Source organism: Ensifer sp. D2-11 (genome assembly GCF_054161295.1).
Genome location: NZ_CP096433.1, coordinates 1,354,714 through 1,378,084, shown reverse-complemented (window position 1 = coordinate 1,378,084; position 23,371 = coordinate 1,354,714). Strand labels below are relative to the sequence as shown.

Annotated in this window: 19 protein-coding genes; 9 read left to right on the top strand and 10 right to left on the bottom strand. The window is 62.2% G+C overall.

From position 1 onward, the window contains the following. Window positions 1–32: 32 nt before the first annotated feature. The 4 genes from sfsA (at window position 33) to sthA (ending at window position 3,950) form a co-directional block, all read left to right on the top strand. The gene (gene sfsA, locus M1D34_RS06585) at window positions 33–752 is read left to right on the top strand and encodes a DNA/RNA nuclease SfsA (RefSeq protein ID WP_027993260.1); all 720 of its coding nucleotides are present in this window, start codon (window positions 33–35) and stop codon (window positions 750–752) included. Between the two features lie 28 nt (window positions 753–780). After that, window positions 781–1,620, top strand: a complete 840-nt coding sequence (gene map, locus M1D34_RS06580) for a type I methionyl aminopeptidase (protein WP_498781273.1) — start codon at window positions 781–783, stop codon at window positions 1,618–1,620. After that, entirely contained in the window at window positions 1,617–2,405 is a 789-nt protein-coding gene (radC, locus tag M1D34_RS06575; RefSeq protein ID WP_010969427.1) for a RadC family protein, read from the top strand. Before map ends, radC begins: the two co-directional genes overlap by 4 nt. Window positions 2,406–2,546: 141 nt before the next feature. Continuing rightward, window positions 2,547–3,950, top strand: a complete 1,404-nt coding sequence (gene sthA, locus M1D34_RS06570) for a Si-specific NAD(P)(+) transhydrogenase (RefSeq protein WP_003537057.1) — start codon at window positions 2,547–2,549, stop codon at window positions 3,948–3,950. Between the two features lie 213 nt (window positions 3,951–4,163). On the opposite strand, the gene sufA is transcribed toward sthA, so the two are convergent. The 7 genes from sufA to M1D34_RS06535 all read right to left on the bottom strand — a co-directional run bounded on the left by sufA (window position 4,164) and on the right by M1D34_RS06535 (window position 11,222). Then, window positions 4,164–4,556: a Fe-S cluster assembly scaffold SufA gene (sufA, locus tag M1D34_RS06565; protein WP_003531489.1), complete on the bottom strand. Its 393-nt coding sequence runs from the start codon at window positions 4,554–4,556 to the stop codon at window positions 4,164–4,166. A gap of 95 nt (window positions 4,557–4,651) precedes the next feature. After that, window positions 4,652–5,032 carry an SUF system Fe-S cluster assembly protein gene (locus tag M1D34_RS06560; RefSeq protein ID WP_003531488.1) on the bottom strand — a complete coding sequence of 127 codons (381 nt, stop codon included), beginning with the start codon at window positions 5,030–5,032 and terminating at the stop codon, window positions 4,652–4,654. 10 nt (window positions 5,033–5,042) lie between these two features. Further along, window positions 5,043–6,287, bottom strand: coding sequence for a cysteine desulfurase (locus tag M1D34_RS06555; protein ID WP_498781270.1), 1,245 nt, complete (start codon window positions 6,285–6,287; stop codon window positions 5,043–5,045). Window positions 6,288–6,299: 12 nt separating this feature from the next. Then, window positions 6,300–7,577, bottom strand: a complete 1,278-nt coding sequence (gene sufD, locus M1D34_RS06550) for a Fe-S cluster assembly protein SufD (RefSeq protein WP_127541508.1) — start codon at window positions 7,575–7,577, stop codon at window positions 6,300–6,302. A gap of 22 nt (window positions 7,578–7,599) precedes the next feature. Then, window positions 7,600–8,355, bottom strand: coding sequence for a Fe-S cluster assembly ATPase SufC (gene sufC, locus M1D34_RS06545; RefSeq protein WP_003531483.1), 756 nt, complete (start codon window positions 8,353–8,355; stop codon window positions 7,600–7,602). 77 nt (window positions 8,356–8,432) lie between these two features. After that, entirely contained in the window at window positions 8,433–9,902 is a 1,470-nt protein-coding gene (sufB, locus tag M1D34_RS06540) for a Fe-S cluster assembly protein SufB (protein WP_003531481.1), read from the bottom strand. A 153-nt stretch (window positions 9,903–10,055) separates the two neighbouring features. Next, on the bottom strand, window positions 10,056–11,222 hold the full coding sequence (locus tag M1D34_RS06535) for a cysteine desulfurase family protein (RefSeq protein ID WP_498781267.1): 1,167 nt from the start codon (window positions 11,220–11,222) through the stop codon (window positions 10,056–10,058). Between the two features lie 218 nt (window positions 11,223–11,440). Here M1D34_RS06535 and M1D34_RS06530 point away from each other — a divergent pair, with 218 nt between their 5' ends. Then, a complete protein-coding gene (locus tag M1D34_RS06530) occupies window positions 11,441–12,118 on the top strand; it encodes an alpha/beta hydrolase (RefSeq protein WP_003531477.1) in 678 nt (225 codons plus the stop codon). Window positions 12,119–12,917: 799 nt separating this feature from the next. Here M1D34_RS06530 and M1D34_RS06525 read toward each other — a convergent pair. Beyond that, window positions 12,918–14,114 carry a GGDEF domain-containing protein gene (locus M1D34_RS06525; protein ID WP_498781265.1) on the bottom strand — a complete coding sequence of 399 codons (1,197 nt, stop codon included), beginning with the start codon at window positions 14,112–14,114 and terminating at the stop codon, window positions 12,918–12,920. 87 nt (window positions 14,115–14,201) lie between these two features. After that, window positions 14,202–15,350, bottom strand: coding sequence for an anhydro-N-acetylmuramic acid kinase (locus tag M1D34_RS06520; protein ID WP_498781263.1), 1,149 nt, complete (start codon window positions 15,348–15,350; stop codon window positions 14,202–14,204). Between the two features lie 144 nt (window positions 15,351–15,494). Between M1D34_RS06520 and tyrS the strand changes: the two genes are divergently transcribed. After that, on the top strand, window positions 15,495–16,748 hold the full coding sequence (gene tyrS, locus M1D34_RS06515) for a tyrosine--tRNA ligase (RefSeq protein ID WP_498781261.1): 1,254 nt from the start codon (window positions 15,495–15,497) through the stop codon (window positions 16,746–16,748). 48 nt (window positions 16,749–16,796) lie between these two features. Here tyrS and M1D34_RS06510 read toward each other — a convergent pair whose 3' ends face one another. Then, window positions 16,797–20,213 (bottom strand): YhdP family protein, encoded by a 3,417-nt coding sequence (locus M1D34_RS06510; protein WP_498781259.1) that lies wholly within the window; start codon window positions 20,211–20,213, stop codon window positions 16,797–16,799. A gap of 386 nt (window positions 20,214–20,599) precedes the next feature. Between M1D34_RS06510 and M1D34_RS06505 the strand changes: the two genes are divergently transcribed. The 3 genes from M1D34_RS06505 to M1D34_RS06495 are packed head-to-tail and all read left to right on the top strand — an operon-like array spanning window position 20,600 to window position 23,361. Next, window positions 20,600–21,067: a peroxiredoxin gene (locus tag M1D34_RS06505; RefSeq protein WP_248448798.1), complete on the top strand. Its 468-nt coding sequence runs from the start codon at window positions 20,600–20,602 to the stop codon at window positions 21,065–21,067. 17 nt (window positions 21,068–21,084) lie between these two features. After that, window positions 21,085–21,912 (top strand): ferritin-like domain-containing protein, encoded by an 828-nt coding sequence (locus M1D34_RS06500; RefSeq protein ID WP_498781256.1) that lies wholly within the window; start codon window positions 21,085–21,087, stop codon window positions 21,910–21,912. Between the two features lie 45 nt (window positions 21,913–21,957). Then, window positions 21,958–23,361, top strand: coding sequence for a M23 family metallopeptidase (locus tag M1D34_RS06495; protein WP_498781255.1), 1,404 nt, complete (start codon window positions 21,958–21,960; stop codon window positions 23,359–23,361). Window positions 23,362–23,371: the final 10 nt, after the last annotated feature.

Genomic DNA, 23,371 nt, shown 5'->3' with positions numbered 1-23,371 from the left:
CGCAACGACTGACCGCAGAGAGTTCAATCCCCTTGAATTTCCCTCGCCCGCTCGTCCCTGCGACGCTTGTGCAGCGTTACAAGCGCTTCCTGTTCGACGCTATTCTGGCCGATGGAACGGCAATCACCGGTTCATGCCCGAATACCGGCTCGATGCGTGGCCTGACCACACCGGGCTCGCCGGTCTGGCTCTCGGAACACGACAGCCCGACACGCAAGTATCGCCACATGCTGGAGATCGTCGAGGCGGACGGCACGCTGGTCGGCATCAACACCGGATTGCCGAACCGGATCGCCGAAGAGGCGATCATGGCCGGACAGGTGGGCAATCTCCACACCTACGGCACGCTCCGGCGCGAGCAGAGATACGGCCGCAATTCGAGGATCGACATTCTGCTCAGCGATGCGGAAAAGGGCCTCGCCTATGTCGAGGTGAAGAACGTCCATTTCAGCCGCGTCCGCGGTCTCGCCGAATTCCCGGACAGCCCGACACAACGCGGCGCGAAACATCTCGAGGAACTGGGCGATATGGTCGAGGCGGGACACCGCGCGATCATGCTCTATCTTGTCCAGAGAGGCGATTGCAGTCGCTTCCGCATATGCCGCGAGCTCGACCCGGTTTATGCTCGCGCTTTCGAAAGGGCGAGCGCCCGCGGGGTCGAGGCCTATGCGGTCAAGTGCGCGGTATCGCCGGCGCAAATCGTGGCGGCAGGACCGATCGTAGTGGACGAACCGGTCCCTGCTGTTTTATGAAAATCGCCTGAAACAACGGAAGTCTGGAATGGTAACTTACATCGAGGCCGACGCGGCTCCCTACAAGAACACCGGTGTCATTCGACTTTACGGGCCGGAGGGATTTGAAGGCATGCGCAAGGCCTGTCAGGTGACGGCACGCTGCCTGGACGAGCTCGTGGCGCGCGTGAGCCCGGGCGTGACGACGGACGAGATCGACCGCTTCGTCTTCGAGTTCGGCATGGACCACGGCGCGCTCCCTGCAACCCTCAATTATCGCGGCTACACGAAATCTTCCTGCACCTCGATCAATCACGTGGTCTGTCACGGCATCCCCAACGACAAGCCGCTGCGCGAAGGGGACATCGTCAATATCGACGTGACCTATGTGGTCGATGGCTGGCACGGTGATTCAAGCCGGATGTATCCCGTCGGAGAGATAAAGCGTGCCGCCGAGCGCCTGCTGGACGTGACGCATGAATGCCTGATGCGCGGCATAGCGGCGGTTCGCCCCGGCGCGCGCACGGGGGCAATCGGCGAGGCGATACAGGCCTATGCGGAAGCCGAGCGTTGTTCGGTGGTTCGCGACTTCTGCGGTCACGGCGTCGGCCGGCTCTTTCACGACGCGCCCAACATCCTTCACTATGGCAGCGCCAATGACGGGCCGGAGCTCAAGGAAGGCATGATCTTCACGATCGAACCGATGATCAATCTTGGCCGCCCGCATGTGAAGGTCCTCTCGGACGGCTGGACGGCGGTTACACGCGATCGATCCCTGTCGGCCCAATACGAGCACACGGTGGGCGTCACGGCGGACGGCTGTGAAATATTCACGCTCTCACCGACCGGTCTCTTCAAGCCCGGCATTCACGTCGCGGGCGACGCGTGACGAAGATCCCGCCCGGCGAACCCGACGAGCTTTTCGACGCCGCGGACGAACGCGGGTTTTTCCCTGAGAAGCGGACCCGCAACAGCCCCGCAACCGCGCCGGCGCCGGCAACCGATACGCACTATCACGGCCATCGGGATCGCCTGAGAGCCCGCTACCGCGAACACGGGGATGCGGCGCTGGCGGATTACGAAATCCTCGAGCTCATCCTCTTCCGCCTCATCCCCCGCCGCGACACCAAGCCGATCGCCAAGGCGCTGCTCGACCGCTTCGGCACGCTTGCGGCCGTCTTCGGCGCTCCCCTGCACCTCCTTCAGGAAGTCAAAGGCGTCGGAGAGTCCGTTGCGCTCGATCTCAAGCTCGTCGCCACCGCCAGCCACCGCATGCTCAGGAGCGAATTGCGCAACAAGCAGGTTCTGTCCTCCTGGAGCGCCGTGATCGACTATTGCCACGCAGCGATGGCGCATGAGACGAAGGAGCAGTTCCGCATCCTTTTCCTCGACAAGCGCAACACGCTGATCGCCGACGAGGTGCAGCAGCAAGGAACGATCGACCACACGCCCGTATATCCTCGCGAGGTGGTCAAGCGCGCCTTGGAGCTTTCCGCTACCGCCTTGATTTTAGTGCACAACCATCCCTCCGGCGACCCGACGCCGTCACGCGCGGACATCGACATGACCAAGCTCATCGCCGAGGCCGCCAAGCCGCTCGGCATTGCGCTTCACGATCACGTCATCATCGGCAAGGACGGCCATGTCAGCCTCAAAGGGCTTCGATTGTTCTGATGGAAAATATGCAGCAGACGCATCCAGAACAGGGCGCTACGGCATTGCACGTCATCAAACGGTGCGATTGACGATATAGCTGTGCCTGCGCGAAAGATGCCGCATCGCACAACGATTCTCACGCGAGCAGGGGAAGCGTTCATGAACCAGTACGATCTCATCGTCGTCGGCAGTGGTCCGGCCGGGCGCAGGGGAGCCATCCAGGCCGCGAAGCTTGGCAAGAAGGTGCTCGTCATCGAACAGGGAAAACGGGTCGGTGGCGTTTCCGTCCACACCGGCACCATTCCGTCGAAAACGCTGCGTGAAACGGCGCTCAACCTCACCGGCTGGCGCGAGCGCGGCTTCTACGGCCGCTCCTACCGGGTCAAGCAGGAAATCAGCGCCGAAGATCTGCGCCGTCGTCTCATCATCACGCTCAACCACGAGGTGGAGGTGCTCGAGCACCAGTTCGCCCGAAACCGCGTACAGCACATCCGTGGCAGGGCGAGCTTCGTCGGGCCGACGACGCTCGAGATCTCCAAAGACGACGACGAGAGCATGCTCGTTTCCGGCACCAGCATCCTGCTTGCCGTGGGAACGAAGCCCTTTCGGCCCGACTACATGCCTTTCGACGGCAGGACGGTCGTCGACAGCGACGAACTGCTCGACATCCGTGAACTGCCCCGCTCGCTTGTGGTGATCGGCGCCGGCGTCATCGGCATTGAATACGCCACCATCTTCAGCGCCCTCGACATCCAGGTGACGGTCATCGACCCGAAGACCACCATGCTCGATTTCATCGACCGGGAGATCGTCGAGGACTTCACCTATCAGTTGCGCGACCGCGCGATGAAACTCAACCTGGGCCAAAAGGCGGAGAAAGTGGAGCGGCTCGACAATGGCAAGGTGCTGCTTACCCTCGACAACGGCCGCAAGATCACGACGGAAATGGTGCTTTTCGCCGCCGGCCGGATGGGCGCGACGGATGCGCTCAACCTTCCCGCGGCAGGTCTCGAGGCCGATGCCCGCGGTCGGCTGAAGGTCAATCCGGAAACGTTCCAGACGACGGTTCCGAATATCTACGCCGCCGGCGATGTCGTCGGCTTTCCGAGCCTCGCCTCGACCTCGATGGAACAGGGCCGCGTCGCAGCCCGCGTTGCGGTCGGCGCAATCGCCAAGGAGCCGCAGAAATATTTCCCCTACGGCATCTATGCCGTGCCGGAAATATCCACCTGCGGCCTGTCCGAGGAAGAGGTCAAAGAGCGCGGGATTCCCTACGAATGCGGCATCGCCCGATTCCGCGAGACTTCGCGCGGGCACATCATGGGCCTGGATTCGGGACTCTTGAAGATGATCTTCTCGCTCAGGACGCGGCGGCTGCTCGGCGTCCATATCATCGGCGAAGGTGCGACCGAACTCGTCCATATCGGCCAGGCCGTCCTGAACCTGAAGGGCACCGTCGAATATTTCGTCGAGAACACCTTCAACTACCCGACCCTCGCCGAGGCATACAAGATTGCCGGCTTGGACGCTTGGAACCGCATGGGAGAGATCAAGGCGGAGTGACGGCGGGACTAGACACCTAGACGAAGACTCGCCCCTCATCCGCCTGCCGGCACCTTCTCCCCGCAAGCGGGGCGAAGGGGAATCGCGGCTGCTGTCTTGCTCCGATTTGATGTGGGGCGAGCGCTCGCGGCTTGTCCCTTCTCCCCGTCAAAACGGGGAGAAGGTGGCCGGCAGGCCGGATGAGGGGCGATTCGAAACGCAGCGGCTACGAAATCAGCTGGCGCGGACCACCGCGTCGCCGCGCTCGGCAAGTGCTGCGAGATCCGCCGGCTTCAGTTCCACCGACTCGCCGCAGCCGCAGGCCGAAGTTTGATTAGGGTTGTTGAAGGTGAAGCCCGAGCGTAGCGTGGTGGTCTCGAAATCCATCTGCGTGCCCAGAAGGTAAAGCACGGCCTCGGGGGCCACCCAGACCTTCGCACCCTGGTGCTCGATCAGGTCGTCCTTCGAATTGGGTTCGCTCACGAGATCGACGGCATATTCCATGCCGGCGCAACCGCCCTTCTTGATGCTGATACGGATGCCCTTGGCCTCGCCTCCGGCATTTTCCACGATCGACCGGACCCGGCTGGCGGCGGCATCGGTCAGGCTCATTACGGCAAAGCCCATAGGCTCCATCTCCTTCGTATCGCCGGGTTAAAGGCCCGGCGCTTTCCAGACTGAATGTAATGCCCGCTTGCCAACGGATCAATATCGGCAGGTGCTCAATACCAGCCGAGCGCAACCTGCGCCTCTTCCGACATCCGGTCAGGCGTCCACGGCGGATCGAAGGTCATCGACACTTCGACGCCCGAAACGCCCTCGACGGTGCCGACGGCATTTTCGACCCAGCCCGGCATCTCACCGGCCACGGGGCAGCCAGGTGCGGTCAGCGTCATGTCGATCTTCACCATCCGGTCGTCTTCGATATCGATCTTGTAGATGAGACCGAGTTCGAAGATGTCCGCCGGTATTTCCGGGTCATAGACGGTTTTGAGCGCCGCGATGATGTCGTCGCTGAGGCGCGCCAGTTCCTCCGGCGGAATGGCCGAATGAACGATGCCTTCGCGGACGTCGACTTTTTCTTGTGTTTGCTCGAGACCCATGTCCGTCTCCCTAAGCGAAAAACTTGCGTGCGTGTTCCAGCGCGTCCGCCAACGCATCGACCTCGGCCCGGGTATTGTAAAGACCGAAGGACGCCCGGCATGTGGAGGTGACGCCGAACCGTTTCAAGAGCGGCTGCGCACAATGCGTTCCGGCGCGCACCGCAATGCCGGCACGGTCGATGACCATCGATACGTCATGGGCGTGTATGCCGGCGATCTCGAAGGAAAAGATACTCCCCTTGCCGGGCGCGTCGCCGAAGACCCTCAGCGAATTGACCGAAGACAGGCGTTCGCGGGCATAGGCCGTCAGGCTCGCCTCGTGTGCCCTGATCGCCTCGCGGCCGACCTTCTCCATGTAGTCGAGCGCATAGCCGAGCCCGATCGCCTGGACGATCGGCGGCGTGCCGGCCTCGAAGCGATGCGGAGGATCGTTGTAGGTGACGCGGTCCTCGGTCACTTCCTCGATCATCTCGCCGCCACCCATGAAGGGGCGCATTTCCTTCAGCCGTTCGGTCTTGCCATAGAGCACGCCGATGCCGGAAGGACCGTAGAGCTTGTGACCGGTCATCACATACCAGTCGCAATCGATGTCCTGGACGTCGACGGGCATATGCACCGCACCCTGGCTGCCGTCGACAAGCACCGGAATGCCGCGCTCGCGGGCAATGCGGCAGATCTCCTTGACCGGAACCACCGTGCCCAGCGCGTTCGACATGTGCGTGATGGCGATCAGCTTCGTCCGCTCCGTCAGGCACTTGACGAAGTCCTCGATGTGGAATGCGCCGTCGTCGTCGACCGGCGCCCAGACCAGCTTCGCGCCCTGCCGCTCACGAATAAAGTGCCAGGGAACGATGTTGGAGTGATGCTCCATGATCGAGATGACGATCTCGTCCCCCTCGCCGAGTTTCGGCATTCCATAGCCGTAGGCGACCGTGTTGATCGCCTCGGTCGAGGACTTGGTGAAGATGATGTTGTCGACCGACGGGGCATTCAGGAAACGGCGAACCTTTTCGCGCGCCTGTTCATAGGCCTCCGTCGCGGCATTCGACAGGAAATGCAGGCCGCGATGGACGTTGGCGTATTCGTTGGAATAGGCATGGGCAACGGCGTCTATGACGAGTTGCGGCTTCTGCGCCGACGCGCCGTTGTCCAGATAGACGAGCGGCTTGCCATAGACCGTCCGTGATAGGATCGGGAAATCCTTCCTGACCGCTTCGACGTCGTATGCCGCTACCGGCGGCGCAGGATGTTCCATGTCTTTATCCAATCAGGCGTGCTTTTCGAGCCAGGCCGCGACTATATCTTCCAGCGCCTCGACCAGCGCCTCGTCGTCTTCCAATTCCTCGACGATCTCGGCGACGAAGGCATTGACGAGCATCGCACGCGCCTTGTTTTCCGGAATGCCGCGAGCGAGAAGGTAGAAGAGCTGCGTGTGATCGATATCGATGACCGTTGCACCGTGACCGCACTGCACGTCATCTGCAAAGATTTCGAGTTCCGGCTTCGCGGAGAAGTCGGCGTCGTCGGACAGGAGCAGCGTGTTGCACGACATTTTCGCGTCGGTCTTCTGTGCGTCCTGCGCGACCAGGATCTTACCCTGGAACACGCCCTTCGCCCGATCGAAGACGACGTTGCGGATGATCTCGCTCGATGTCGTGTGCGGCACGTCATGGCTCAGCGTGAACGTCAGATCCGTGTGGCTGTCGCCGCCGAGCAGGTTGATCCCGCGCAGGGTGAGGTCGGAGCCCTCGCCGCTCGCACGGCCATGCAGCTCCTGACGGACCAGCTTACCGCCGGCATTGATGACGAAGAGGTGCAGTTTCGCGTCCTTGCCGAGATCGAAGCGGATCTGGCCGAGATGCGTATCGGCCGGACCCTGCTGCTGCAGGATGATCCAGATCACGTCGGCGCCGTCGGCGAGCGTCACGTCGCTTACCGAGGAAACGAAGCTCGGCTCGGCATTCGTCGACAGATGGCGCTCGATCACGGTCGCTTTCGCGCCGGCGCCGAAGGAAACCGGAAAGCGCGTATGCGCCTGACCATGACTCTGAACCACCTGGATTTCGATCGGAGCTTCGATCTCAGCGCCGGCGGCGACGGTGATTTCCAGTCCGCCGCGCACGAGGCCGCCATTGATCCGGCCGATCGCATCGTCCGAGCCGAGGACGGAGAGCCCGGCTACCGCCGAACCATCGAGCAGGCTCTCGGTATAGGAGCGCGCCGTCAAATGCTCGGGAACGCTCTTGATATCCGCCTGGCCGTTGCGCACGGACAGAACAGACGAGCCCGGAACGACCGGCTCTACGCGATCGGCGAAGGCGGTCGGATCGGCCGCCGGCACCGCTCGCAGCAGCGTGCGCAGGTCGGTATAGTGCCAGGCTTCGACGCGGCGCGTCGGCAGACCGGCCGTCTTCAACTCGTGAACCAGCGTGTCGCGAAGCGACAGCACGGCCCCGTCGCCCGGCAGATCACCGATCTGCGCCGTATAGGCATCGACGAGCGCCGTTTCGGCCGCCGTCATCTTGATGGCCTGTTGCATATTCATTCGAACACTCCTTCGACAGGCGTCAGGCTGCCGCCTCGATGATATCCGCGTAGCCGTTGGCCTCGAGTTCGTGCGCCAGCGTCTTGTCGCCGGACTTGATGACCTGGCCCTTGTAGAGGACGTGGACAGTGTCCGGAACGATGTAGTTGAGCAGGCGCTGGTAGTGCGTGATGACGACGACCGCGCGATCGGGCGAGCGCAGCGCGTTGACGCCATCGGCAACGATCTTCAGCGCGTCGATGTCGAGGCCCGAGTCGGTTTCGTCGAGAACGCAGAGCTTCGGCTCGAGCAGAGCCATCTGCAGGATTTCCGCGCGCTTCTTCTCGCCGCCCGAGAAGCCGACATTGAGCGGACGACGCAGCATTTCGGGCGCGATCTTCAGTTCGGCGGCAGCTTCCTTGACGCGGCGCATGAATTCCGGCGTCGTCAATTCCTCTTCGCCGCGGTACTTGCGCTGTTCGTTCATCGCCACCTTCAGGAACTGCATGGTGGCGACGCCCGGAATTTCGACCGGATACTGGAAGGCGAGGAAGATGCCCTTCGCAGCTCGCTCCGATGCGTCGAGCTCCAGGATGCTTTCGCCGTTGTAAAGAATGTCGCCCTCGGTCACTTCATAATCTTCGCGCCCGGACAGGATGTAGGAGAGCGTCGATTTGCCGGAGCCGTTCGGCCCCATGATGGCCGCGACTTCGCCAGCCTTCACCGTCAGGTTCAGGCCGCGGATGATCTCGGTGCCGTCCTCGGCGATGCGTGCGTGCAGGTTCTTGATTTCAAGCATGTTTGTTCGTCCTCTTGGGAAACGAAATCTTCTATCGCGCACGAATTCCGTGCGCCGGTTCGGTATTCGGACGGGCCCTAGCCCACGGAGCCTTCGAGCGAGATGCCGATCAGCTTCTGCGCCTCGACGGCGAATTCCATCGGCAGTTCCTGGATGACTTCCTTGACGAAGCCGTTGACGATCAGAGCGATCGCCGCCTCTTCCGGAATGCCGCGCTGCAGGCAGTAGAAAAGCTGGTCCTCGGAAATCTTGGACGTCGTCGCCTCGTGCTCGAACTGCGCAGTCGAATTCTTCGCCTCGATATAGGGCACCGTGTGCGCACCGCACCGGTCGCCGATCAGAAGCGAATCGCACTGCGTGAAGTTGCGGGCGTTCTCGGCCTTGCGGTGCGCCGAGACCTGACCGCGATAGGTGTTTTCCGAAACACCGGCCGCAATGCCCTTGGAGATGATGCGGCTCGACGTGTTCTTGCCGAGGTGGATCATCTTCGTGCCCGAGTCGATCTGCTGGTGACCATTGGAAACGGCGATCGAGTAGAATTCGCCGCGCGAACCGTCGCCGCGCAGGATGCAGGACGGATACTTCCAGGTGATGGCCGATCCGGTCTCGACCTGGGTCCAGGAGATCTTCGAGTTCTTGCCGCGGCAATCGCCACGCTTGGTCACGAAGTTATAGATGCCGCCCTTGCCCTGCTTGTCGCCCGGATACCAGTTCTGCACCGTCGAATACTTGATCTCGGCATCGTCGAGCGCAATCAGTTCGACCACTGCCGCATGAAGCTGGTTCTCGTCGCGTTGCGGCGCCGTGCAGCCTTCGAGATAGGAGACATAGGCGCCTTCGTCGGCGATGATGAGCGTACGCTCGAACTGGCCCGTGTTCTTCTCGTTGATGCGGAAATAGGTCGAAAGCTCCATCGGGCACCGAACGCCCTTCGGCACATAGACGAAGGAGCCGTCGGTGAAGACCGCGGAGTTCAGCGTCGCATAGAAGTTGTCCGACTGCGGTACGACCGTACCGAGATACTTCCGCACGAGGTCCGGATGCTCCCGCATCGCCTCGGAGATCGACATGAAGATGACACCGGCCTTCTTCAGCTCTTCCTTGAAGGTGGTGACGACGGAGACCGAATCGAACACCGCATCGACGGCGATCTTCGACTTCTCGACGCCGGCGAGAATCTCCTGTTCCTTCAGCGGAATGCCGAGCTTCTCATAGACCTTGAGCAGCTCCGGGTCGACCTCGTCGAGCGATTTCGGCCCGGTCGTGCCCTTCGGCGCCGCGTAATAATGGATGTCGTTGAAGTCGATCTTCGGATAGCGGACGCGCGCCCAGGTCGGCTCCTCCATGGTCTGCCAGCGGCGATAAGCCTCGAGGCGCCATTCGAGCATCCATTCCGGTTCGTTCTTCTTGGACGAGATCAGGCGGATAATATCCTCGGACAGCCCCTTCGGAGCAAGGTCCATCTCGATCGTCGTCTCGAAGCCGTATTTATACTGGTCCACGTCGATCTGGCGGACCTGATCAATGGTTTCCTGCACGGCAGGCATGTCGTTCTCCAATCTCGCCGGATCCAAGGTCCGGCAGCTTGTCAATACGATGCAAGTATTCGCGCACCGCTTATGTAATGGCTAAAAGGCGTTTTTCACCCCATTTGCCAAGCGGAAAATTGCTTTTCCGCAATTTCATTCAATGCTCTCCGCTCACGCCGCCTGTCCGGCCGCGCGTCGCCGCGCCGCCACTTTCGCGAATACCGCCGCGCAACGCTCGATTTCCGCTTGCGTGGTCGCCTCACCGATCGAAATCCTCAGCGCACCCTGGCGCGGATCATAGCCCATGGCGGTCAGAACATGGCTTTGCCCGACCTTCCCGGACGAGCAGGCCGAGCCTGCCGACAAGGCGACGCCCTCGAGATCGAAAGCGATCTGTCCGGTCTCGGCCTTCAGCCCCGGAAGCGTGAAGAAGCATGTATTTGCCAGGCGGGACTGGTCGCGCCCGTGGATCACCACATCGGGGGCGCAGGACTGCATTTCCGCCTCGAGGCCGTCGCGCAGCGCGGCTATGGCGGCCATGCGCCCGTCGATATCCCCGGCCGCGGCTCGGGCCGCAGCCGCAAAGCCCGCAAGCGCCGTCGCATTCTCGGTCCCCGAACGGTGTCCCTTTTCCTGTCCGCCGCCGCGGATCAGCGGAGAAGGCATCATGATCTCGCCGCGGGCGACGAGTGCGCCCGCTCCCTTCGGGCCGCCGATCTTGTGCGACGACAGGATCAGAAAGTCCGCACCTAGCGATGAGATCGAAAGCGGCAGCCGGCCGGCAGCCTGAACCGCATCGACGACCAGGATGCCGCCATGTGCCCGCACGATCGCCGCAACCTCGGCGACCGGCTGAATGATGCCCGTTTCATTATTGGCAAGCATCACGGCCACCATCGGCAGACCGGTCTCACGGTCATGGGCCCGAAGCAGATCTTCGAGCGCTGCGCAGTCGACGATCCCGGCGTTTGTCACCGCTATCTCGCAAACATCCTCGCGCGCGAAACGCCCGCCCTCGCGCACTGCCGGATGCTCGATGGCCGAAACATAGAGCTTGCCTGCCTTCAGCGGCGTGCGCCCCATGCGGAACTCGGACGTGAGCACCAGGTTCGCCGCTTCCGTCGCGCCGCTGGTAAAGACGACCGCTGCGGGTGGCGCGCCGCAGAGAGTGGCAACATCGCGTCGAGCGCTCTCGACAAGGGCGCGCACTGCACGCCCTTCGCCGTGGACCGAAGAGGGATTGCCGAGTTGATCGAGCGCGAACAGGAGCGCCTCGCGCGCTTCCGGCAGAAGCGGCGCCGTGGCATTCCAGTCCATGTAGATGCGCGATCCCGACATCGATTCCTTCGCTAGGCCTGCTGCGACCGCTTCGAGCGGCCCGTTGCATTTTCCTTGAATTTTCCGCGCCGCTTGCCTTAAGAGACGAAGCTCATGCGGACGCCCGCACCAAAGTTTTGAACGGTTCTAAAGTAGGTTCTAGAAAAGCTGACTGGTTTAGTCAAGACAGATCGGCACCAAGAACGACGGAATTGAACCAAAGCACTCCCGGAGAGCCAATGCCCGAAATCATCTTCAACGGACCGGCCGGTCGCCTCGAGGGCCGCTACCAGCCTTCGAAGCAGAAGAGCGCACCGATTGCGATCATCCTGCATCCGCACCCGCAGTTCGGCGGCACGATGAACAACCAGATCGTATACCAGCTCTTCTACATGTTTCAGAAGCGCGGCTTTACCACCTTGCGTTTCAATTTCCGGGGCATCGGGCGCAGCCAGGGCGAATTCGACCATGGTGCCGGCGAGCTTTCCGACGCGGCGTCCGCGCTCGACTGGGTGCAGAGCCTGCACCCGGATTCCAAGAGCTGCTGGGTCGCCGGCTACTCGTTCGGCGCCTGGATCGGCATGCAGCTGCTGATGCGGCGTCCGGAAATCGAGGGCTTCATGGCAGTGGCACCGCAGCCGAACATCTACGACTTCTCCTTCCTGGCACCCTGCCCCTCCTCCGGCCTGATCATCAACGGCGATTCCGACAAGGTCGCGCCGGAGAAGGACGTCAATGGGCTCGTCGAGAAGCTCAAGGCGCAAAAGGGCATACTGATCACTCATAAGACGGTACCGGGTGCCAACCACTTCTTCAATGGCCAGGTCGAAACCCTCATGGCCGAATGCGAAGACTATCTCGACCGCCGGCTCAACGGCGAACTGGTACCTGAGCCGGCAGCGAAGCGCATTCGCTGAACGGCGCCATTCCATGAGGCAGCCCGGGAATCCTGCACGTTTCCCGGGCTGTCGCTTGCCGTGCGTCTAGTGCCTGTTGAGATTCATTTTGAGTTTAGGCTGCGAGATGGATAATGGCGTTGAAGCTCGGGTCGGTTTTGTCGGCACGCATGGCAATGCGCTTGAATTCCTTGAGTACCGAGCGTGCTGTTTCCGTTGATCGTAGCCGATCAATGGCAAAAACATGCAGCAACTCAAAGTGCTGCAGCGACCTTTGCGCGTCTCATAAGACGCGCGGCGCTGTAGGAAATTTTTCGGCGGCATACAATCTCTCTCATCCTCATCCCTGTGCTCGTCACAGGGATCCAGCAGCGCCGCGTCTGCGGCGCGGGGAGCGTTCTTTCAGCCCAAGGACTTGGGCTGGCTGGATTCCTGTGACAAGCACAGGAATGAAGGATCGGGGATGTGCGGCTATCACAACTTAAGCTTGCTAATATGCGAGGGAATGGTCAACCTGTCACGCAATGAAAGGTCACGTCTACATTCTCGCATCGAAGCGAAGCGGGACGCTGTACACGGGCGTGACCGGGACCTGCCGTGTCGCCTCGCTATTTTCACGGTTGAGGGAAACACGCCAAGGGGCCGCACCCTCTCTACCCTCATCCCTGTGCTCGTCACAGGGATCCAGCAGCGCCCGCGTCTGCGGCGCGGGAAGCGTTCTTTCAGCCCAAGGACTTGGTCTGGCTGGATTCCTGTGACAAGAACAGGCCTTAGTCTTTCGTTTTCCCCTAGGCGAAGCTTCGTCGTAAGCAGTGGCGATCTAATGCCTGATCCACTGGGAAACAGCGGGGGTCACGACAAGCGCGGACGGCTCTGCGGATTCGACACGATTGCGCCCCGCGGCTTTGGCAGCGTACAGCGCCTTATCCGCCCTCTGTAGCGCCGTTTCCAGCGGCTCTCCCGGTTCGATCGCCGCCACACCGAAGCTTGCGGTGATCGTCGCCGTCTCCGGGAGCCCGGGGATAGGCGTTGAGGCGGTGGCGGCACGCATTCCCTGAGCAACGACACGCGCATCGCTCAGGCCCACGCCAGGAAGAAACACCGCAAACTCCTCGCCGCCGAGGCGTGCCGCCGCAGCACGGCTGGGCATGAGTTCGAGAAGCACACGCGCGAACTGGCGGATTACCTCGTCGCCCGTGTGGTGGCCATAGGTGTCGTTGACGCCCTTGAACCGGTCGAGATCCGTAAGGATCAGCGCGCCCGGACCCTCGGCGTTGCGGGTCGGCAGCAAAGGGGCGACGCGCTCGATGAAGCCGCGCCGGTTCAGGAGACCCGAAAGGGCGTCGGTCTCGGAGCTGGCGCGTGCCTTGTCGACGATGTCCTTGACCATGACGCCCAACATCGCGACGCCGGTCCCGACGATCAGCGCGGCGCCGAACGCCTGCGAAATCAAGGCGAAGGGGCTCTGAAGATAGTCCGAAGCCGTGGTGCCCGCCCCCGCGGCGACGGCCGCATAGATCTTGACGAGGAAATGGAGCGCATTCATCGCGAGGAAGCCAATTAGGATCCAGTCCGCGTAGGAGCGGCGCCGGGAACGGATAACCGCGGCTGCGGTCCAGGCCTGGATGAGGAAGAACGGCGCCTGGTAGAAGAAGGCGTGCTGCAACGTTCCGCGCGGAAGATAGTAGATAAACAGATCGAGGATTACCGAAGCGGCGAAGAAAACGGCAAGCGCCCCCGGCTTTGACGGTACGCCATAAAAGAGCCCGAGGCCGAAACGCAGAAGACAAAAGCCGGCAAGGACACTTGCGAAAGCCCCGACGGCGAACAACTTGGGTACAGGCGTAAACGGCAGAACGGCTTCACAAATCGCAGCCAGAGAAGCTATGGCAAATCCAGCGGCGCACCAGGCTGCCGGCCGCCCCGGACGGCGTTTCGCGGCGATGACGAGAAAAGCCGCCGCGAATATCTGGGCAATGACGAAATTCACCGCCAGAAGTGAAAGTGCACCACCCATCGAAGTTCCGAAAGTCCTTCCGCGGTCAACGAGCCCACGGCTCTCCGCTGTCGTGGCTTAGGTTAGCGAAGGCGCGCGAAGAATTCATTAAGCCGACTCGGCTTGTGCGTGTTTTGCCGCGAGCCTACCCCCGCTTACCGGACAGCTGACGCCCGTCGTTCCAGGATAGGTCAAAGGCAGGCCGTATCGCGATCTCACGGCGAGATAGGCCCAGGCCTCGGCCTCCATCGAATCGCCGTTCAGATCCAGCGCTTCTGCGGCAAGCACGCGCGCGCCCTCCGCTTCCGCAAGCGTGCGAAGGTCGCTCATGATTACGGAATTCAGGCGGCCGCCGCCGCAGACAATGTAGGCTGCCGGATTTGCCGGAAGATGGCGCGCGGACCGGACGATGCCGGCGGCCGTTACATGAGCGAGGGTACGCGCCCCATCCTCGAGGCTGGCATCGCCTGCCGCCGGCGGCGCGAAATCGTTACGGTCGAGCGAGCGGCGTTTCTCGGCGCTGAAGAACGGGTGAGAAAGATAACGGTCGGCGAGTTCCCGCAGGACGCCGCCCTCGCTCGCGATCATGCCGCCCTGGTCGTAGGGAATACCGGCGTGAGCCTCCACCCATTGATCGATCAGCGTATTGCCGGGTCCGCTGTCATAGGCGACGATTTCTTCGCCTGCGCCTATGTAGGTGAGATTGGAAATGCCGCCGATATTGACGAAGACGACGGGGGTGGCGATCTCCCCGACTTTGGAAAGACCGCGCGCCAGGGCGGCGTGATAGGCGGGAATGAGGGGTGCGCCCTGGCCTCCATGGGCCATGTCATTGGCCCGCATATCGTAGACCACGTCGATTCCGGTTTCCCGCGCCAGCAGCTCGCCATCGCCAAGCTGTACCGTCAACGCTTGATCAGGGCGATGCAGGACGGTTTGTCCGTGAAAACCTATTACATCAACATTATCCGGCAAAATATTGTTTTCCTGGAGAAACATCCGAACCGCGAGTGCGTGCCGCAGCGTCAGGTCGCGCTCGATGTCTGCGAGGGTACCCGGCCGCTCTTCTCGTTTGAGAATCGACCGGGCGTCTTCGAGGCCCTGTTTCAGACGCTTCCGGAACTGCGGATCATAGGCATATCCGGCAGACGGGCCGCGATCGACGATGCTGTCGCCGTCCGTTCGCACGACTGCGATATCTATGCCGTCCATGCTCGTGCCGCTCATCAGTCCGATCGCCGTCAATACTCTGCCCATGCATTATCCTCCGCCGAACGCGCGCCGCCTCCGACCCGCATCTGCGTTCATAGCAAAACACCCGGCAAGCAAAAACGTGCACTTTCGAAGAAACAATGATAAAGGCCCGGCGCACACGTTCTACCCAGCCGAAAGAGACAGGTTATGTCCGAGTTCAAGTCCGATTTCCTTCATACTCTCAGCGAACGCGGTTTCATCCATCAGACATCGGATGATGCCGGCCTCGACCAGCTGTTCCGTACGGAAACCGTGACTGCCTATATCGGCTTCGACCCCACGGCTGCGAGCCTGCACGCCGGCGGGCTCATTCAGATCATGATGCTGCACTGGCTGCAGGCGACCGGACACCGACCCATTTCGCTGATGGGCGGCGGCACGGGCATGGTCGGCGATCCGTCATTCAAGGACGAGGCGCGGCAACTGATGACGCCCGAAACGATCGCCGCCAACATAGCGAGCATCAAGACGGTCTTTTCGAACTACCTGAGATACGGCGACGGCCCCAAGGACGCGCTGATGATCAACAATGCCGACTGGCTGCTCGGCATCAACTATCTCGAATTCCTCCGCGACGTCGGCCGCCACTTCTCGGTGAACCGCATGCTGTCGTTCGACAGCGTGAAGATGCGGCTCGAGCGCGAGCAGTCGCTGTCCTTCCTCGAATTCAACTACATGATCCTGCAGGCCTACGATTTCGTCGAGCTCTACGAGCGTACCGGATGCCGGCTCCAGATGGGCGGTTCGGATCAGTGGGGCAACATCGTCAATGGCATCGATCTCGGCCACCGGATGGGAACGCCGCAGCTCTACGCCCTCACCTCGCCGCTGCTGACCACCGCCTCCGGCGCGAAGATGGGCAAATCCTTGAGCGGCGCCGTCTGGCTCAATCCGGATATGCTCGGTCCCTACGAGTTCTGGCAGTACTGGCGAAACACCGAGGACGCCGACGTCGCACGCTTCCTCAAGCTCTACACCACCCTGCCGATGGCTGAAATCGACCGGCTGTCGAAGCTCGGCGGTTCCGAGATCAACGAGGTCAAGAAGGTTCTGGCAACCGAGGTCACCGCCATGCTGCACGGGCGGGCGGCGGCGGAACAGGCCGCCGAAACGGCGCGCAAGACCTTCGAGGAAGGTGCGCTTGCCGAGAACCTGCCCTCGGTCGAGGTCCCGGCTCCCGAACTCGAATCGGGGCTTGGCCTGCTGACGCTTCTGGTCCGCGCCGGCCTTGCCGCTTCGAACGGCGAGGCGCGCCGCCATGTTCAGGGCGGCGCGGTCCGGATCAATGACGATCAGGTCAGCGACGAACGACGCGTCATTGGAAACGGCGACGTGACCGGCGACGGCGTCATCAAGCTCTCGCTCGGCAAGAAGAAGCACCTGCTCGTTCGGCCAGTATGAGCGGGCGAGACATTCGGTAACCAGAGGCCGGCCGCAGCGCCGGCCTTTTCATTGAAACTCGAAAATGTTGCGGAAGACGCCCGGCGCTATGATCGACAGCGGGTTGATCGTCAGATTCGGCTGGCTGAACGGACCGGTGAGTTTGAACGTGATGCCGAGCAGACCGCGGTCGCGGCCGTTTCCGAGCAGGACGCCGATCAGCGGCAGCTCGCCGAAGAGGCGGTTCAGTCCATAGGCCGGCATGAACGTTCCCGTCATGTCCATGCGGCCATTGGAGTCGCGGACGGTACCCTGGAACGTCGCGCCGACGTCGACGCCGCGGACGACCCCGCTGCCGACGCGGATCGCGCCCTGATCCAGCAGGAGTTGCGCGAAACCACGCTCGAACTGAGCCGTACTCACATCGATATCGCGCCGAACCGCCTGATTGAGGCTACGCCCGTCCTGCCCCGCCGGCGTCGAGACCATCGATTGCAGCCTTTGTTCGCCGACGAGCGAGAACTTGCGGATGTCCACGGTTCCGCGCCAGGAATTGGCGCCCCGATCACGCAGACGCAGATTGAGGAGACCGCCGCGCATATTGCGGTAGATGTCGATGAAGCGTGCAAAGGCCCCGGCATCGCTCGTTGTCAGTTCCAGCGTATTATCCGCTCCGGCCTTCACCAATCTGGCGACGACGGCCTGACCGCTTGCCGTTACCGCAGAAAGGTCGACATCGTCGATCTGCTGACCACGGCTCGTATAGGCGAGGTTCACATTCGAGAGAACCTCACCGTTGAAACCGGTGACCCGATCGAGCCGCGCATTGATCTTCACATTGCCGCCATCCTTAGCAGCGGCCCCACCCTTCACCCGGGCGAGCGCCGGTCGGATATCCGCTGCCGTGCCTGTGAGGTCTATCGAATAGCCGCCCCTGCTGCGATCCACCGTAACGGCGAAGTCGTCGCCGCTGGCCAGGCGCACGCCCCTCAGGCGGGCCGATACGAGGCCGGACTCATCGACGCGCAATTCGCCATTGCCGCCAAAGCCTTCGCCGGTGAGATGAAAGTCGTTTATTTCCGTAATGCCGCCGGTAGCCCGAATGGTGAAATGCGCCTCTGCGGCGATGCCGGATCCCTTGCTCCAGCCGATCCAGGGCAGCGAGAGGACGGCTTTGCCGAGATCGGCCTTCACCGACTGGCTGCCATCTTCCGCAAGCGATACGTCGATGCCGACGGGCCCGCTGACCATACCGGATAGGGCCGGAGCGATTTTCGCACGCGCCGCCTCATCGAGCGTTCCGGAGATTTCCCGCGTTCTCTTAACATCGGCGGAGGCATCCACCGGCTCGGTGAGCGCGATGCGCATCTTCGCGCCGTCGATCAGGGCGTTCGCCTGAAGTACGGCACGTTCATTGTCGATCCGCATCGTACCGTCGAGATTGGCGATCGAACGTCCGGCGATCGGCCGCTTTATCGTGACGTTCTCGAGCTGCATTTCCACCTGCCACAGCGGTGGTGGCGGCTTCTGGTCGGCTATGAGCCCAAATCGCGCACCGACCAGCGCCTTCATCGGGCCGGTGAAATCCTCCGGAGTGAAGGGCGTCTTCTGAAGCGCCTGGATCGGCTTGTAGCGGACGAGCTCCGCTATCGCATCCGCCTGGCCCGCGACCTCGATCTTCATCTCCGCCATGAGCGGCTTGCTATAGACGTCGGCAATGACGAAATCGCCGCCGTTCAAGGCGACGGAGTGGCCGGAGGGGAAAAACGCGGCACCCTTCTTGACCGCGACGGACATCCGTTCGCCGCTGAGGCTGAAATGCCCGGCCGTGTCGCGCAACGGCGGAATCTCTCCCGCGATGTTGATGCGCGTATCGTCGATGGCGAAATTGATGTTTAGTTCCCGCTCGTTCAGCCGCAACTCACCGCCGCTGCTGGCGATGCGCCCTTCAGGGATGGAGACCTCTATGCGGGCATCGGTGACCGTGCCGCCGTAGAGGTTGGCGAGGGCCCAACGGCGAGCACCCTTCGCAAGCCACCACGGCCACAACTGCTTGACCACCCTGGAATGCATCCTGTCGCTGAGTGCGGCGAAACTGATTCGCGGCGATGTCTTGCCGAAAGCGACCGAGAGGGACCCCGCCATGGAACCGAGCGGGCTCGATATTGCCAGCTGATCGAAAATCAGCCGGTGGCTGTCCGACTCGAAACGGCCGCTCGCCTTGGCATCGAAGGCAAGCGGGCGCTCCTGCAGGTCCTCGGGATCGGAACTGGCGTTCTTGAGCAGGAGGTCGACCGCAAAGCCCTTCCGGTCCGCGCCGGCGACCTTGTCGAGGTCGATCAGGGCACCGGTAAAGGGGAAGCTCGAACGGCCGATCCTGACCATCGACGACAAAATTTCGACAGAGGCCCGCTCGAAATCGTAAGAGAGGTTGAGGTCAGAGGAATTGAGAGTCGAGACGAGTCCGCCGGCGTGGAAGGCGCCCTTGGAAGTCTTGACGGTTGCCGTGAGTGCCGGCTTCTTGCCGTCCGTCGCGCGAGCCGCGTTGAGCGTCACATCGGCGGCGGCCTCGATGCCGAAGGCCTCCTCCTTGGCCGATTTGCCGTGATAGAGGAACGGCGAGAGCGAGAGCGCGTCGAGGCGAGCCTCGAAGGCGGCAATGCGCCCATTGTTGCCGAGGGCCTTTGCCGTCAGCAGCGATTCTGTCCCATCGACTGCGATCGTGCCGTCAACGCGCATCGAACTGTCCGGATCGTGGCTGAACTCCAGCGTCTTGATTTCGACGGGAACAACGCGCCCCCGGACGCCGCTGACTTTCAGGCTGAAATTCGAGAGCACGACGGTCTGCGTCGCTCGCCCGGCGGTCAACCGTGACATCCGGTCGCCCTGCGCGAACAGCTCTTCAAGCGCGTTGCCCACATCGGCGATGCGGATGGCGGTGAGATCGATCGGCTCGCCGCGCGGCAATAGGCCGGTGTCGAGTTCGCCGCCTTCCGCTTCGAGCCTCGAGACGTCGATGCGGCCGGTCGCCAGGGCGAACGGATCGAGCGCGATCGAGATCGCACCCAGCCTGGCGAGGTGCCGGCCCGAGCCACTCTCCTTCAGCGTGACGCCGCGCGCCTTGAGCGCAAGAGCGCCGCCGCCTGTCAAGCGGATGACCGTGCTTTCCACATCGGCGCTGTATCCCTGACCCAGCGCCGCATTGAGTGCCGTACGTGCCCGGGCGTTCAACGGTCCGTCGACGATCCCGCTTTCTATGATGGCGACGAGCGAAGCAACGGCGATGAAGACGAGGAGCGAGCAGCACAGGAAAAGCCGTGCGCATAAGCGCCAAGCACCGCCCGGACGCGGCGTGTGCACAATGACCGGATCATGCGCTTGAGCCGAGGGCAACGCATGCAGCGCGACGATGTCTTCCCTGCGAAAGTCGACTTTTTCGCCGCGGATTTCAGTCATCGGCACGAGCGTCCGACCTGATTGCCCCATTGCATGTTTCCCATCGGGCCGCCGCGACGCAAGCGATGGCCGGATCTTTCATTCGCCCCATTTAGATCGATACTCGTCTCACCAAATCACCATGCTTCGCCTCTCGCGGGAGCGAGAAGACTCGCCATTTCCCCTTTGCGCAAGATTGCTTATGGCATTGAGCCTGCACGATTTCACCTCCGCTCGAATCCGAGTTAAAGGATCATACAGTAGCTACGAAGCCGTCCGGCACCTGTCAAATCTATCACAACTCTGCTGGACGGGCTTCGGCGATCTCCGATATGCCCTCAAGCGCGTTGCATTCGATCCCGAAGACGATGCACGATTTTGGGGACATGCATTAACCGCGGAATGCCCACAAAACGTGACGTAAGAAAGGTTTGATCATGGCAGGATTGGGACAAGGCGATGTCGCCCCGGAGTTCGAACTTCCTCGTGATGGCGGCGGTTCGATCTCGCTCGCTGCGCTGCGCGGAAAGCCGATAGTTCTGTTCTTCTACCCGAAGGACGATACGAAAGCCTGCACCGAGGAGGCTATTTCCTTCTCGGCTCTGGCGAAGGAATTCCAGGAAGCCGGGATTGCGCTCGTCGGCATATCGCCCGATTCGGCCAAGAGCCACGATCGTTTCACAAAAAAACACGGCCTCACGGTCACCCTTGGCGCGGACGAGGACAAGGCCGCGGCAAACGCCTACGGTGTCTGGGTCGAGAAGAGCATGTACGGCCGTAAATACATGGGGGTCGAGCGGACCACCTTCCTGATCGACCGGCAGGGCGTGATCAGCCGCGTCTGGGAAAAGGTCAAAGTCCCCGGCCACGCCGACGAGGTTCTGGCCGCCGCAAAGACGCTTTGAGCAGATACGGCAAGACCATGACGCGACTTCTGCAATTCCATAGCCTGCGCGGGGCGGCCGTCGAAGCGATCCGTGCCGCCGATCTTGCCGTCAAGACAGAGGTCGCGCAGAAGGCGGCGCGGCGCTGGCAGGCGCGAACGCTGTCCTTGCGCTCGCCTTTGGACCGCACCGTGCCCGAGCGGCCCGGCCGGCCGGCCAAGCCCGTTCTGACGCCACCGACGCAGGTCAAGCGGCGCTCGCTCGGCTCGCTGAAAGGGCGGATCGCTCTGCTGCACGCTATCGCCCACATCGAACTGAACGCCGTAGATCTGGCCCTCGACATCGTCGCACGCTTTGCATCCGAGCCGGTGCCGAATTCCTTCTTTGACGGTTGGATGCAGGTTGCCTTCGAAGAGGCCAAGCATTTTCGCATGGTACGGCAAAGGCTGAACGACCTCGGCGCCGACTATGGCGATCTTCCCGCCCATGACGGCCTCTGGCAGGCGGCGCACGACACGCGCAACGACCTGACCGCCCGCCTGGCCGTGGTTCCGCTGATTCTCGAGGCCCGTGGACTTGATGTGACTCCGGCATTGCGCGCAAAGATGCGGGAGACCGGCGACGATGAGAGCGCTGCCGTCCTCGACGTCATCTACGAGGACGAGAAGGGCCACGTCGCGGTCGGAGCGAAATGGTTCCGCTTTCTCTGCGCCCGGCAGAAGAAGGACCCCGCCGCAACCTTTCAAACGCTCGTGCGGGCGAATTTCCGCGGACCGCTGAAACCTCCGTTCAACGACATTGCCCGGGCGGAGGCGGGATTGACCCCCTCTTTCTACCGATCGATGACCGCCTCCACCAACATCTGAGAAAACGCCTCGCGCACACGCTTTATTAACCCTAACAAAGTGTAATTGCCGTCGAGCAACGCGAACTACAGCGCAGCGCGCCTCCGGACGCGCAAACTGGGGCGCATCGGCGGGGGTGGTGTGGTGTCTGTTGGTTCGGTAAACGCCTTCGGGAAGCGCAGGCAAAGTCACGTCCTGATCCTGGCGAGCGGCGACAGGGTCCGGCACATGACGGTCCGCCCATGGATGGCGACCCTGGCCATCTGTTTCGTCGGCATGTTCGGCACAGGATATCTTGCCGCAACCACATATCTGGTGCTTCGCGACGACCTGATCGGCGGAACGATCGCACGGCAGGCGCGCATGCAGCATGAATACGAGGACCGGATCACTGCACTGCGAGCGCAGGTGGACCGTGTCACGAGCCGGCAATTGCTGGATCAGCAGGTTGTCGAGCAGAAGGTCGAGAAGCTTCTGCAGCGGCAGCTGGCACTGACCTCGAGAAGCGGCCGGTTCGGCGCACTCCCGGAAGACGGTGCGGACTTGAATCATACCGGGCAGCAAGACACTTTTCCTGCGACGGAACCGCTGGCCTATGACGGGCGCGCAGAAGCTCGGGGCGGCGTCAAGGCCATCGAGACGATCATGGGCATTGCCGGCAAGGATGACGACCGGCCTCCCCGCCCCGCCGTACTCGGCTATGCACCCGTCTCCTCCGCGAATGTGGGTGGCGAAAGCGCTTCCGACCGGGCCGACCGGGTTTTTTCCAACGTCACGCTTTCGCTCAAGGGCGTGGAGCGCGAACAGATGGCGCATCTCCGGCAGATGACGGACAGCGCACTAAGGACGTCCGCGACGATCAGGGCGATCGTGGAAGATACCGGCTTCACGCTCCCGGAAGCCGGGGAAGCGCTCGACGCGGATACGGCCGCGGAAGCCGGAATCGGCGGCCCCTTCGTCGAACCGCAGGACGGAGACGTGTTCGATCGATCGCTGGTCGGACTCGACAGCGCTCTCCTGGAGCTCGAGCAGACCCGTGACGCAGCAAAAAGACTTCCTCTCGCCAGCCCGGCGCCGGCAGCCGATGTCTCCAGCGGCTTCGGAAATCGGCTGGATCCATTTCTCGGCCGTCCGGCGCTGCACGCCGGAACGGACTTTCGCGCACCGACCGGCACGCGAGTCCGCGCGACCGCGGGTGGCACCGTCACGGCCGCGGGTCCTGCGGGCGGCTATGGAAACATGATCGAGATCGATCACGGCAACGGCGTCTCGACCCGCTATGCACATCTGTCCGCCATCCTGGTCAATGTCGGCGATGTGGTGAAGGCAGACGCGGTCATTGCCAAGTCGGGAAGCACCGGACGGTCGACGGGTCCGCATCTTCATTACGAGGTTCGCCTGAACGGGCACGCCGTCGATCCGGCGCGCTTCCTGAGGGCCGGAACGGAGCTCGCCGGCTATCTCGATTGACAATGGGCCT

Coding starts and splice junctions, on each gene's coding strand:
- map (WP_498781273.1), top strand. CDS start 781: ATGGTAACTTACATCGAGGCCGACGCGGCTCCCTACAAGAACACCGGT.
- sthA (WP_003537057.1), top strand. CDS start 2,547: ATGAACCAGTACGATCTCATCGTCGTCGGCAGTGGTCCGGCCGGGCGC.
- sufA (WP_003531489.1), bottom strand. CDS start 4,556: ATGGGCTTTGCCGTAATGAGCCTGACCGATGCCGCCGCCAGCCGGGTC.
- M1D34_RS06560 (WP_003531488.1), bottom strand. CDS start 5,032: ATGGGTCTCGAGCAAACACAAGAAAAAGTCGACGTCCGCGAAGGCATC.
- M1D34_RS06555 (WP_498781270.1), bottom strand. CDS start 6,287: ATGGAACATCCTGCGCCGCCGGTAGCGGCATACGACGTCGAAGCGGTC.
- sufD (WP_127541508.1), bottom strand. CDS start 7,577: ATGAATATGCAACAGGCCATCAAGATGACGGCGGCCGAAACGGCGCTC.
- sufC (WP_003531483.1), bottom strand. CDS start 8,355: ATGCTTGAAATCAAGAACCTGCACGCACGCATCGCCGAGGACGGCACC.
- sufB (WP_003531481.1), bottom strand. CDS start 9,902: ATGCCTGCCGTGCAGGAAACCATTGATCAGGTCCGCCAGATCGACGTG.
- M1D34_RS06535 (WP_498781267.1), bottom strand. CDS start 11,222: ATGTCGGGATCGCGCATCTACATGGACTGGAATGCCACGGCGCCGCTT.
- M1D34_RS06530 (WP_003531477.1), top strand. CDS start 11,441: ATGCCCGAAATCATCTTCAACGGACCGGCCGGTCGCCTCGAGGGCCGC.
- M1D34_RS06525 (WP_498781265.1), bottom strand. CDS start 14,114: ATGGGTGGTGCACTTTCACTTCTGGCGGTGAATTTCGTCATTGCCCAG.
- M1D34_RS06520 (WP_498781263.1), bottom strand. CDS start 15,350: ATGGGCAGAGTATTGACGGCGATCGGACTGATGAGCGGCACGAGCATG.
- tyrS (WP_498781261.1), top strand. CDS start 15,495: ATGTCCGAGTTCAAGTCCGATTTCCTTCATACTCTCAGCGAACGCGGT.
- M1D34_RS06510 (WP_498781259.1), bottom strand. CDS start 20,213: ATGGGGCAATCAGGTCGGACGCTCGTGCCGATGACTGAAATCCGCGGC.
- M1D34_RS06505 (WP_248448798.1), top strand. CDS start 20,600: ATGGCAGGATTGGGACAAGGCGATGTCGCCCCGGAGTTCGAACTTCCT.
- M1D34_RS06500 (WP_498781256.1), top strand. CDS start 21,085: ATGACGCGACTTCTGCAATTCCATAGCCTGCGCGGGGCGGCCGTCGAA.